The 11,993-nt window shown below is 61.7% G+C and carries 7 protein-coding genes; 6 read left to right on the forward strand and 1 reads right to left on the reverse strand.

All coding sequences use genetic code 11. The features are described from left to right. The first annotated feature begins 59 nt into the window (after positions 1-59). The 6 genes from FHR56_RS03270 (at position 60) to FHR56_RS03300 (ending at position 7,941) form a co-directional block, all read left to right on the forward strand. Entirely contained in the window at positions 60-455 is a 396-nt protein-coding gene (locus tag FHR56_RS03270; RefSeq protein ID WP_160945926.1) for a TrbC/VirB2 family protein, read from the forward strand. After that, entirely contained in the window at positions 448-759 is a 312-nt protein-coding gene (locus FHR56_RS03275; protein ID WP_081613218.1) for a VirB3 family type IV secretion system protein, read from the forward strand. Before FHR56_RS03270 ends, FHR56_RS03275 begins: the two co-directional genes overlap by 8 nt. Before the next feature lie 166 nt (positions 760-925). Then, complete coding sequence (locus tag FHR56_RS03280; protein ID WP_160945927.1) at positions 926-3,397, forward strand: VirB4 family type IV secretion/conjugal transfer ATPase; 2,472 nt, start codon at positions 926-928, stop codon at positions 3,395-3,397. 120 nt (positions 3,398-3,517) lie between these two features. Continuing rightward, entirely contained in the window at positions 3,518-4,246 is a 729-nt protein-coding gene (locus tag FHR56_RS03285) for a hypothetical protein (protein ID WP_019797768.1), read from the forward strand. A 78-nt stretch (positions 4,247-4,324) separates the two neighbouring features. Further along, complete coding sequence (locus tag FHR56_RS03290) at positions 4,325-5,416, forward strand: type IV secretion system protein (protein ID WP_019797769.1); 1,092 nt, start codon at positions 4,325-4,327, stop codon at positions 5,414-5,416. Positions 5,417-6,330: 914 nt separating this feature from the next. Then, positions 6,331-7,941, forward strand: a complete 1,611-nt coding sequence (locus FHR56_RS03300; RefSeq protein WP_160945929.1) for an alpha-amylase family glycosyl hydrolase — start codon at positions 6,331-6,333, stop codon at positions 7,939-7,941. 834 nt (positions 7,942-8,775) lie between these two features. On the opposite strand, the gene FHR56_RS03305 is transcribed toward FHR56_RS03300, so the two are convergent. After that, positions 8,776-11,538: a TonB-dependent receptor gene (locus FHR56_RS03305; protein ID WP_160945930.1), complete on the reverse strand. Its 2,763-nt coding sequence runs from the start codon at positions 11,536-11,538 to the stop codon at positions 8,776-8,778. Positions 11,539-11,993 lie beyond the last annotated feature (455 nt).

Genomic DNA, 11,993 nt, shown 5'->3' on the forward strand with positions numbered 1-11,993 from the left:
GCTGCCATGCAAGTGGCTTTTTGATCACCCCCTGTTTTCCAGTCAAGGAGATACTCACGATGTTCAAGAACAATCAGTTGAAGTCGAACGCCAAGGTCGTCGGTAAGGCGGCGCTGCAGGCGGCGTTGTTCACCGTGGCCCTGCTCGCGTCCAGCTTCGCGATGGCGCAGGACTATGCCGGTGCCGACCAGAAGGTGTGCGGCTTCCTCGGCAAGACCAACAACATCCTGAACATGGCCTCGGTCGTCGTGGTGACCATTGCGGTCGTCTTCGCCGGCTACCAGATCGCGTTCGCACACAAGCGCGTTGCCGAAGTGGCGCCGGTGCTGCTGGGTGGCGTGCTGATCGGCGCGGCGGGTCAGCTGGCCAAGATGCTGATCGGCGACACCGGTCAGGCCGAGTGCAAGGCCACCGCGGCGGCTCAGATGATCCAGCACGTCCTGCACTATGCATAAGAACGTACTTTTCCGGGGCTGCACCCGACCGGCGATGTTTTTCGGGGTGCCGTACATCCCGTTCTTCATCGGCGCGGGCGGCGGCTTCCTGATGGGTATCTATTTCAATATGTGGCTGCTGGCGCTCATTCCGGTCATCGTCTTCGTCATGCAGCAGATGACCAAGCGGGACGAGATGATCTTCCGCATGCTCGGATTGCGCTGGATGATGAGGATGCGCGTGCGCAACCTGCAGCGTTATTCCGGCATGTGGGTGTTCTCGCCGAATGAGTACAGGAAAGAGGTGCCGGGCGCCAAGCGCTAGCTTGGAACCGGGCACCGGGTCTCGGCCCCATGCACGACGCTGATGTCGTGCATGGGGTTGTTCGGTTTTTCGTGTCGGCGCGTTGCAGCTACGAGCGCGGTCGGCGGTTCCCGGTGCATGCGCACCGGGCCTTGGCAAGACGAAACGGATTCTGAGTTATTCCCTTATGTTCATCCCGGATACTTCGATCAGCGAGTTCATCTCCATCTCCACGCACGTGGCGCCGTCCGTGCTGAAGACGACGGGAGGAGATTTCATGCTGGTCTGGCACTTGGGCGGGCTTCCGTTCGTGGGCCGCGAAGAGTGGGAGATCGAACACCGGCACAACACCTTCAATCGCATGCTGCAGACGCTGCGCGCCCCCGATTTCGCCAACGTGGCGTTCTGGGTGCACGACGTGCGCCGCCGCCGCCGCATCAAGACCTCCGGCAAGTTCAAGCAGGCGTTCAACCAGGACCTGTCGGACCAGTACTACGGCACCTTGTCCTCGCAGAAGATCATGCAGAACGAGCTGTACATGACCATGATCTATCGCCCCGTGGTAACGGGTAAGCGTCTCATGGACAAGTCGTCTAGCATTCCGCAGCTGCAGTCCGAGCAGGATCAGGCGATCGCCAAGGTGCTCGAACTCGCCGGCAACGTCGAAGCCGTGCTGAAGGACTATTCGCCCTACCGGTTGAGCATGTACGAGGCCAGCAATGGCGTGGTGTTCTCCGAGGCGCTGGAGTTCTTCGGCTATCTGATCAACCGCATCGACGAGCCCGTGCCTGTGCTGCAGGCGCCGGTGCCCGCCTATCTGCCGGTCAGCAAGCACATGTTCGCCAACAAGACCGGCGACTTCGTGATCAAGACGCCCGAGGGCATCAATCACTTCGGTGCCATTCTGAACATCAAGGAATACACCGACGGAACCTATCCCGGCATTCTCAATGGCTTGAAGTATCTCGACTTCGAGTACGTGGTGACCCACTCCTTCAGCCCGATGGGCCGGCACGATGCGCTGAAGGTGCTCGACCGCACCAAGGGCATGATGGTGTCCTCCGGCGACAAGGCGGTGAGCCAGATCCACGAGCTGGACCTGGCGATGGACCAGCTGTCGTCGGGCAATTTCGTGCTGGGCGAGTACCACTTCACCATCGCCGTCTACGCCGATACCCAGGAAAAGCTCGCGCAGCAGGTGGCCACCACGCGGGCGGAGCTGTCCAATGCCGGTTTCGTCTCGACCAAGGAGGATCTGGCGGTCGCGTCCTCCTTCTATGCCCAGTTGCCAGGCAACTGGCGCTACCGCACGCGGATCGCCAGTGTCAGCTCGCTGAACTTCCTTGGCCTGTCGCCGCTGCACAACTTCGCCCAGGGCAAGCGCGAGAACAATCCGTGGGGCGAGTGCGTCACCACCTTGCAGACCACCAACGGCCAGCCGTACTACTTCAATTTCCACGCTACGCATCCGGCGGAGAACTCGCTGGGCGAAAAGGCGATCGCCAACACCATGGTGATCGGCAAGTCGGGTACCGGTAAGACCGCGCTGATCAATTTCCTGCTCAGCCAGGTGCAGAAGTTCGATCCGATCCCGACCATCTTCTTCTTCGACAAGGACCGAGGTGCCGAGATCTTCGTGCGTGCCTGTGGCGGCAACTACCTGGCGCTGGAGAACGGCAAGCCCACCGGCTTCAACCCGTTCCAGTGCGAGCGCACCGAAGCGAACGTGCAGTTCCTGGCCGACCTCATCAAGGTGCTGGCCGGCAAAGTCGAGTACACCTCGCGCGAGGAGGAGGACATCTTCCGCGGCGTGGAAGGCATGCTGGATACGCCGATGCATCTGCGCAGCATGACCAATTTCCGCAAGAGCCTGCCCAACATGGGCGACGACGGCCTGTATGCGCGCATGCGCAAGTGGACCGCCGGCAACTCGCATGGCTGGGTGTTCGACAATCCGGTCGATACGATCGACCTGGAAAAGGCCAGCATCATCGGCTTCGACTACACCGACGTCATCGACAACCCGGAAGTGCGCGTTCCGGTCATCAACTACCTGCTGCACCGGCTGGAGGCCCTGATCGACGGCCGGCCGCTGATCTACGTGATGGACGAGTTCTGGAAGATCCTCGACGGCAAGGGTGGCCTGAAGGAGTTCGCCAAGAACAAGCAGAAGACCATCCGAAAGCAGAACGGCTTGGGCATCTTCGCCACCCAGAGCCCGGAAGATGCGCTTGCCAGCGACATCTCCGCGGCGCTGGTCGAACAGACCGCGACCATGATCCTGCTGCCCAATCCCAACGCCAGCAAGGAAGACTACATGGACGGCCTCAAGCTCACCGAGGCCGAGTACCAAGTCGTTGTCAGCCTGGACGAGCGCTCGCGCTGCTTCCTGGTCAAGCAGGGCCACGGGTCGTCGGTGTGCCAGCTCAATCTGCGCGGCATGGACGATGCGCTGTCGGTGATCTCCGCGTCGACCGACAACATCGAGATCATGCACGAGGTGCTGGAGCGCAAGGCCAAGGAGCATGGCGTCGCGCCAGACGATCTGACGCCCGAACAGTGGTTGAGCGAGTTCTATGCACGGCGCAAGGGTTCCGGAAAATCGGGCCCGGCGAGGTCGGTGTCTTCGGATAATCGGGGGGCGGCGGCGGTCAGCTGACTGCCTCGCCCAAGTCACGCATGGCGATGTTTCTACAAGATCTGTGTTGAGGTGTTTATGGACAAGACGATGAAATCCTCCAATCGCGTTCGCAACGCTGCCGCTGCAGTTGTTCTTTGCATGCTGCTGCCCGCCACTGCGTTTGCTCAGTGGAAGGTGATCGATAAAGATCAGATCAGAGAGAATGAAAGAAATACGAAGACCTTGGACGAGAAGCTCAACAAGATCCGCGGTGACAACGAGATCGGTAAGGCGGAGAAGCAAAGGTCCAGTGGCGAAGAGGTTGAAAAGCCCAAGGAGAAGCTGGTCAAGGTCGACGACAATTACGGCGTCTCTGATTGCGCGGCCAAGACTTCGGGGACGCCCGTCTCGCAGGAGCAGCAGCAGACCTGTGAATTGATCCAGCGCACGCGCAATTCGCAGTTCAACTACATGGTGGCGATGTACGACATCACCGAGAAGCGATTGCAGCGCCTGCGCGATTTGGAAGACCAGCGCTCAAAAATCGCCTCGAACCAGATCGGCTTGCTGGAAGACAACACCAACAAGCTGATCGCGCTACGCGCGCTGATGGACATCGATCGCCAGCAGACCGAGGCGGCGATGTTCGCCTACGAAAAGCGCCTGTCGTATCTGACGCAGGTGCAATCCGCCGGCGCCTGGGCTGCGATGAACGGCAAGAAGGCGCCTTCGGCCACGACGACGGGCGGCGGCGGTTTGTTCGAAGGGTTCTCGGGGTTGGGCGATTTCGCGAGCAAGTTGGTCGGTGGCGCAGTGATGGGCGGAGCCTTGCAACTCGCCAAGACAAAGCGGCCCGATGGCCTCAAGCAATTGAGTATCGAAGATTAACCACGCTGCCCGATTCATAGAACGGAATCGATCAGCAAAAAGCAGCTCAGCGATGAGCGTCGGCGTTACGGAGCGGTCATGGGATTTCTCGATAGTTTCAGCAACTACGCGTTTTTTACGCTCATCAACAACTTTCTGCGCGATGAGATCGACTATTTCCAATGGTCGCTGCTGATCCGCATGTCATGGTGGGTCACCGTGACGGCGATGAGCGCGTTGACGCTGTGGATCCTGTTGAAGGGCTATCGAGTCGCAACCGGGCAGTCGCGCGAATCGGCCATGGAACTGGTGGTGACTTCGCTACGCGCCGCGTTGATCATCGGCGTGGCGATGAGCATGGTGTCCGCTGCCAGGCCGGGCGCGACAGCAGGTGATGCGGCGATGGACGGGCTCTACTGGAGGCTGACCGACGGGCTCAGCAGTGCGATCGTGAAGACCGTGACTGGCAGCTCCGAGAGTCCCTACGCCGCGATCGATAAGAATCTCGCGCTGATGCAGGTGGCCATGACCAGCATCGACCAGATCAATACCGCTGGCGACGCCGAGCGTGAAAAGGAGAAGGATCGCGCGCGCCTCTTCACGGGTCTAGGCATGGCCGGGCCTGGCGTTGTGGGTGGATCGCTGTTGCTGCTGAACAAGCTGGCCATGGCGCTGTTCATCGGCTTTGGGCCCTTGTTCATCCTGTGCCTGCTATTTGATGTCACCAAGTCCCTGTTCCAGAAGTGGCTGATGTACGGGATCGGGACGGTCTTCTCGCTGGCGGTCCTGAGCTTCACCGTTGGTCTCGCAACGAAGGTGATTGCGGCAGTTGGTGCTGGCTTCCTCGCCACCTGGGCTGCGTCGAACGGGACGGGCGAAGGCGTCAGCAGTATGGCGTTGCAACAAGGAGGAATCGGCTTGGTGTTGAGCACGCTGATCATTACGGCACCGCCGATGGCGGCTGCATTCTTCCAGGGTACGCTGGGTCAGTTCTCGCCGTATTCGGGCTTGGGACAGGTTGGTAGGGATCCGGCTTCCGGGCGGCCTTATACGCCCCAGGCGCCTGCAACCAATAGTAACGTAAGTACTAACGCGACAACTTCTACAGTGAATACAATGAATAGAGGCGCTGAACCTGCAACTCAGGTGGCACAGCCTGGTAGTCGCGGTGCTTACGATAATAGAGTGTGAGGACTTTTATGAGGCTCTTTTCTGCTGTTTTCTTATTTCTCCTGGCGTTATCTGGGAGCTGCTTTGCCCAGACTCGATGTCCAGGTGGGGTTCAAGCAGGTAGTGCCCAATGTCTTCCTGATGAGGATTCTGCTCCAGCTCGTCCCACCGGTGAATGGATTAAAACCTGGGGTGCGATAGTGATGTCTGACGCAGGTCAGGAAGGATGGAGTTCTGTTGGGAAGTTTAGTAAAGATGATGCTGTCCAAGACGCTTTGGATAAATGTCATGCGGTGGGAGTGAGTGATTGCTCTGTCAAAATGACATATTTTAACCAGTGTGTCGCTATAGCGAATCCAGCTGAGGGCGTCGGAAGTAGTATCATTGCGGCGAAAGATGAAAAGGAAGCTGGTGAGCTGGCATCCGAGGCGTGTAGTAAGAGAGTTGGATCTAAATGTTTTGTTAAATTCACTGAGTGCACGAAACCTTTCTTTAAGAAGTATTGAATTTTATCTTGCACCGCAGAGTGGCCATGTGTGGCGGTAGAAGCGCCTGCTGAACGTTTTACAGGCCGAGGATCGGCTGTCGTAAGTAGTCAAGGGTTACGACTGATGCTCCCGGGTGGCGCATAATTTCGGTACTGAATTTTCAATAATTGGAGTCGATTTGCTCAGGCTCTATTCCAGTGAGTGTGCTGAATGCATATAAAATTTTCTGGTGAGTGATGGGTGGTTTTATAATTTCAAGCGCTGTTGGATTTCTTGGTTGGATTTTAGTATGAGAGTCGGTGCAAGGTTTTAGCGTCATTTTTCTAGTGCTCTCCTTGTGCTGAATACGTATGCAGGCATGACTCACATTCCTGCATCAACGCTACTCTAACGCAGCGTTTCGCGTGCCCGTCGCACGCGCAATCTCTGCCCGAAGGGGGGCGTTGCATGTCTCAGGCTCCATGGTGGCGCGGTGCCGTCATCTATCAGATCTATCCGCGTAGTTTCCTCGACGCCAACGGCGACGGTATCGGCGACCTGCCCGGCATCGTGCGCAAGCTGGACTACATCGCGGCATTGGGCGTCGATGCGATCTGGATCTCGCCGTTCTTCAAGTCGCCGATGGCCGATTTCGGCTACGACATCGCCGATTACCGCGAGGTCGATCCGCTGTTCGGCACCATGGCCGACTTCGATGCGCTGCTGGCCAAGGCGCATGCGCTGGGCCTGAAGGTGATGATCGACCAGGTGCTCAGCCATACCTCGGTGGAGCACGACTGGTTCAAGGAGAGCCGGCAGAGTTGCGACAATCCCAAGGCCGACTGGTACGTGTGGGCCGATGCACGCGAGGATGGGACGCCGCCCAACAACTGGCTGTCGATCTTCGGCGGTGTGGCGTGGCAGTGGGAGCCGCGCCGCGGGCAGTACTACCTGCATAACTTCCTGGCCTCGCAGCCGGATCTGAACTTCCACAATCCGCAGGTGCAGCAGGCGACGCTGGACAACGTGGAGTTCTGGCTGGCGCGCGGCGTGGACGGCTTCCGGCTGGATGCGATCAATTTCTGCTTCCACGATCCGCAGTTGCGCGACAACCCGCCCAAGCCGCCGGAAAAGCGCGTCGGTCGCGGCTTCAGCCCGGACAATCCGTATGCGTTCCAGTACCACTACTACAACAACACGCAGGCGGAGAATCTTCCGTTCCTGCAGAAGCTGCGCAGCTTGCTCGACCGCTATCCGGGGACGGTGAGCCTCGGCGAGATCTCGTCGGAAGATTCGTTGGCGACCACGGCCGAATACACGCGCGCCGGTCATCTGCACATGGGCTACAGCTTCGAACTGCTGACCGACGATTTCAGCGCTGCCTACATCCGCGAGACGGTCTCGCGCCTGGAAGCGGCGATGACCGAAGGCTGGCCGTGCTGGGCGATTTCCAATCACGACGTGCAACGCGCGGTGACGCGCTGGGGGCAGGGCGCCGAGACACCCGCCTTCGCGCGCCTGCTGATCGCGATGCTGTGCTCGCTACGAGGCTCGGTCTGCCTCTACCAGGGCGAAGAACTGGGCCTGGGCGAGGCCGAGGTACCGTTCGAGGCCTTGCAGGATCCCTATGGCATCGCGTTCTGGCCGAACTTCAAGGGCCGCGATGGATGCCGGACGCCGCTGCCTTGGGACGCCGGCGAGCAGGCCGGCTTCAGCAGCGGTACGCCCTGGCTGCCGGTTGCACCGGCGCACCGCGCGCAATCGGTGGCGGCGCAGGAGGCCGATCCGCAGTCGGTCCTGCATGCGATCCGCCGGTTCCTGGCCTGGCGCAAGCGCCATCCGGCGCTGCGCGGGGGCGAGATCGTGTTCCACGAGACGGCCGAGCCCGTGCTGATGTTCGAGCGTCGCCACGCCGCGCAAACCTTGCTGCTGGCGTTCAACTTATCTGCCGAGGCCGTTGACGTGGCGGTGCCAGAGGGCGCTTGGCAAGCGCTCGAGGTACCGGGCGTGGAGCATGGGGCGATCGGCGATCGCCTGCGTTTGCCTGGCTACGCGATGGTGTGCCTGCAGGGCGCGTGAGCGCGCGCCGAGCGCTGTCGAGGGACATGCCGCATCGCGCGCGATGCGGTTGCCACATCGCAAGGAATGACGAGCGATCAACCGATGGCCTGCCGTGCCTCGCGCCGGATGAGGCCGTATGTGCGCGGAGATGATGCTGGCGTCCGAGTAAGCGGCACTGATCGATCCGCAGGGCCAGCACCCGGGAGTGGCACATCGCGGTGGCCGCGATCCTGGCAATTGCAGCGCCGGGGCACCAGTGCACGCGCCGTCGCCGATAGCAGCGACTTCCGGGAAACTGGAGCCCGTTCGGGAAACCGGCCTCGCTCGTCCCCACGACAGGCAGTTCCATTCCCCCGCGTTGCCCGGCGCCGGCAGTCAACGCGAATCCGTCATTATCGCTACGCCGGCGAGCCACGCAGCGCCGTCACGACGTTTGCGCGCCGCTCCGATCCGAGATGCCACCTTTCCTCACCGCGCGAACGGTTGCGCGCTCCTGTGGCCTTCTGGCTGCAAGCCTGCGTTGACGATGGCGGTGTCGACTTCGACCCGCCGGCCTAGCGCCGCCTCGTCACGGTCCCGCCTCTCGGGGTGATACCAGGCCGGTCGGTCCGCAGTGCCGAATCGGATCACTGGCATGGCGCTTCCCGGCACACGGGAAGGTCGATATGTGCCCTACGGGCCGCTCAGCTTTATCTCACTCGGCAAAAAGGCCCCACTCGGCTGCGCGATCCTCCGTTCAACCGAATGCATCTTGGCGTCGCGCTAGTCGACACCACCGCAGCCGGCACCCGCCCCAAGAAAAACGCCCGCCGGGTGCGCTGGCGGGCGTCGGTTGCAGCCGCTACGCGGGCCTCAGAACTTGTAGTTCACGCCCAGCATGTAGGTGCGTCCCCATTCGACGTATTCCAGCGGGCGGTCCTTGGTGCCGGCGTACGTGCGGTAGGGCGAGTTGGTCAGGTTGCTCGCCTGCAGCAGCAGGCTCAACCCGGCCAGGGTGCTGCCGTCGGCGAAGGTGTAGCTGACCTGTGCATCGGTGACGTTTTCGCCGACCACGTAGCGCAGCGTGCGGTTGCCGTTGAAGTTGCCAATCTCGCCGATGAAGTCCGAACGCCGCCGCTGGCTGACCCGGGCCTCGAAGCCATTGCGCTCGTAGTAGGCCGTGAAGTTGTACACGTGCTTGGACAGGCCGGGCAGGCTGATCGGATCCGAGCCGACGCTGGAGGCGCTTTCGGGATCGAGGATCTTGATGTCGCTGTCGTTGAAGGTCGCGCTGGCCTGCACGCCGAAGCCGCGCAGGCTGTCGGTGAACATGTCCAGCGGCAGCGAGGCGGTCAGCTCCAGGCCGCGCAGGGTGCCGCCCTTGCCGTTCTGTGGCGAGGAGAAGGTGCCGGTGGTCTGCACCGGTACGCTCATGCCCGGCGGGCGCACATAGCTGGCGAGCAGGGCGGAAAAGTCGTAGTCGTCGCGCGACTGCGTATAGATGTAGCTCTTCAGGTCCTTGTAGAACACCGCGGCCGCCACGTAGGCCTTTTCGCCGAAGTATTTTTCGTACGACAGGTCCAGCGCGTTGGCGCGCCACGGGTCGAGCAGGGGATTGCCGCCGCTGCCGCCGGGCTTGCCGGTGGAGGTGTCGACGCCGAAGTCCAGGCCCGCGCGCATCTGGTCCACGCGTGGCCGCGCCACCTGCTTGGCTGCGGCGAAGCGCAGGGTCTGCTGGTGCGGGAACAGGAAGGCCAGGTTGAGACTCGGCAACCAGTCGTTGTAGGTCTTGCCCGCGTCGATCGGCAGCACGTTCTGGCCTGCCGGCCGGGACTGGTCGAAGTAGCTGGACTGCGAGCTCTGGTCCGCATGCTGCAGTTGCACGCCGATGTTGCCGCGCACCCCGACCTCGCCGATGTCGGTATTGATGTTGGCGCGGACCCAGGCCGTGGTGATCTTCTCCTGCACGGTCCACGACTTCGGGATCAGATAGTCCAGGTTGGTGACCGGATTGAAGGTCATGTAGCGCGCGACCGCCGCCGGCACGTTCCAGGCGGGGATGTTGCCGATGCCGGCGAAGCCCAGGTTGACGGGGTCGTACTGCAGGTCGCTGGCGATGCTGGTGTCGCCCTGCGCGCCGAGCAGGATGTTGCCCTCGGCCTGGGTCTTCTGCTTGCGCCGGTCGGCGTAGTTCACGCCCACGTCGATGTCCGAGAACCAGGTCAGCGCTTGCGGCGCCGGCAGAGTCGCCGCCAGGCGGCCGCCCTTCAGACGGTCCTCGACCTCCGGCACCTTGCCGTAGCCGGAACCGTAGATGGTGTTGGTCAGGAACAGGTCGTTCGGATTGGAGTAGTCGCGGCCGGGCGTGATCTGCGAGAAGCCGTTTGGATGGACGGTGATACCGATCGAATCGAACTGCGGTCGTGGGATCAGCTGCAGATTATTTTCGAGGTTTAGTTCGTCCCGGGTGGCCTTGGAATAGTTCAGGTCTGCCACCAGCCTGACGCTCCCCAGATTGAACTCGTTGTTCCAGCCGAACGCGTCGATCTTGTCCTTGCGCTTGTTGTACATGCCGCGGACAAGTGGATAGGCATTGTTGATGGTGCCACCGGTGAATGTACCGTCCGCGTTACGGCTGACATTCGTGAATATTGGGAGAATGGCAGCAGGATTGTTTGGATCCTCGCCATTGCCGCTCAGACTGAGTTCGAACTGATTGGCGGTGTCGATCTGCTCGGCTTCGGTATGGAACGCGTCGAAGGTGCTGGTCCAACTGCTGGATGGGCGGAACTGCACGGTCGCCATCACGCCGTCGCGTTTGTTATTGCCCGTCCGGCGCAATGCTTTGATGCCGTCTGAGAAGAAGGTGCCTTGCGGAACACCTCGGCGCGCGCCCTTGTCTGTATTTTCGGTGCTCCACGGCTCATACAGGCCGACCTGGTTCTCCTGGATCGGCATGTCGCTGTGGGCATAGCCGATCGAGAAGCCCAGGGTGTTGTCCAGGAACTGGTCGATGTAGCTGGCGCTGAAGCGGTTGCCGAAGGCGTCGACATCGGCGGCCTTGCCGAGCGAGCTCTTCTGCAGGCGGCCGCTGATCGCGATCACCCGGTCCGGGAAGCTCAGCGGGCGCACGGTCTGCATGTCGATGGTGCCGGACAGGCCCTGGCCGACCAGGCCGGCATCGGGCGTCTTGTACACGGTCACGCCGTTGACCAGCTCCGAGGGGTACTGGTCGAACTCGACGCTGCGGTTGTCGCCGGTGCTGACCACTTCGCGGCCGTTGAGCAGGGTGGTGGCGAAATCGGGCGACAGGCCGCGCACGCTGATCACCTGGGCACGGCCGGCGACGCGCTGCGCGGCCAGGCCGGGCAGGCGGCCGAGGGATTCGGCAATGCTTACGTCCGGCAGCTTGCCGATGTCTTCGGCCGAGATCGCCTCGACGATGGACGTCGAGTCCTGCTTGATCGCGATGGCGTTCTCGATGCCGCGGCGAATGCCGGTCACCTGGACCTTGTCCAGTTCGGTGACCGGATTGGCGGACGTGGTGGCGGTGGTATCGGACTGTGCAGCCGCCAGCATTGGCGTCATCGCGACGGCCAGCGCCAGCGTCAGCGCGTTGCGCTTGTGGTTCAACATTTTCCCCTCCCAGGCAATGTTGTCTTGCGAATGTCTGAACCGGCGAGGCGGCCGGATGTGCGTGTCGCGCAGCCGCAGGGCGGTGTCGCGGTTGCGCTGTATGGTAGACACGCGGCTTGGTTGCGAACGCCCGCTGCATACGTATTCACTGGCGTGCATCGCATTGGAAGCGCTTTCAGGATCGCAATGTCGTGCGCCGGGCGCTATGCCGGTGCCGACCGGCACGTGCATGCGTTGTGCAGCCGATGTCGCCATCGCACACGCGCGAATGCCGTGCGGCAGGCGATGCCGCGATGCATGCAGGCGTAAGCCTGGCCCGGTGTGACCGAGCGGGACGATAACGCCTGGCCGACGCCAATGCCGATGTCGCGCGCTCCGACGCTGCCGGTTCGTGTGCGATGGGCCGGTGCCGGGTGCAGCAGGAGGTGACCAGGCATCGGGCGCCGCCGCCGGTG

Source organism: Xanthomonas sp. F10 (genome assembly GCF_014206815.1).
In the GTDB taxonomy this organism is placed as follows: Bacteria; Pseudomonadota; Gammaproteobacteria; order Xanthomonadales; family Xanthomonadaceae; genus Xanthomonas_A; species Xanthomonas_A indica.

What these genes read in the sequence shown, in the direction of transcription:
- FHR56_RS03285 (WP_019797768.1), top strand. Translation starts at nt 3,518, where the DNA reads ATGCTGCTGCCCGCCACTGCGTTTGCTCAGTGGAAGGTGATCGATAAA.
- FHR56_RS03280 (WP_160945927.1), top strand. Translation starts at nt 926, where the DNA reads ATGTTCATCCCGGATACTTCGATCAGCGAGTTCATCTCCATCTCCACG.
- FHR56_RS03270 (WP_160945926.1), top strand. Translation starts at nt 60, where the DNA reads ATGTTCAAGAACAATCAGTTGAAGTCGAACGCCAAGGTCGTCGGTAAG.
- FHR56_RS03305 (WP_160945930.1), bottom strand. Translation starts at nt 11,538, where the DNA reads ATGTTGAACCACAAGCGCAACGCGCTGACGCTGGCGCTGGCCGTCGCG.
- FHR56_RS03275 (WP_081613218.1), top strand. Translation starts at nt 448, where the DNA reads ATGCATAAGAACGTACTTTTCCGGGGCTGCACCCGACCGGCGATGTTT.
- FHR56_RS03300 (WP_160945929.1), top strand. Translation starts at nt 6,331, where the DNA reads ATGTCTCAGGCTCCATGGTGGCGCGGTGCCGTCATCTATCAGATCTAT.
- FHR56_RS03290 (WP_019797769.1), top strand. Translation starts at nt 4,325, where the DNA reads ATGGGATTTCTCGATAGTTTCAGCAACTACGCGTTTTTTACGCTCATC.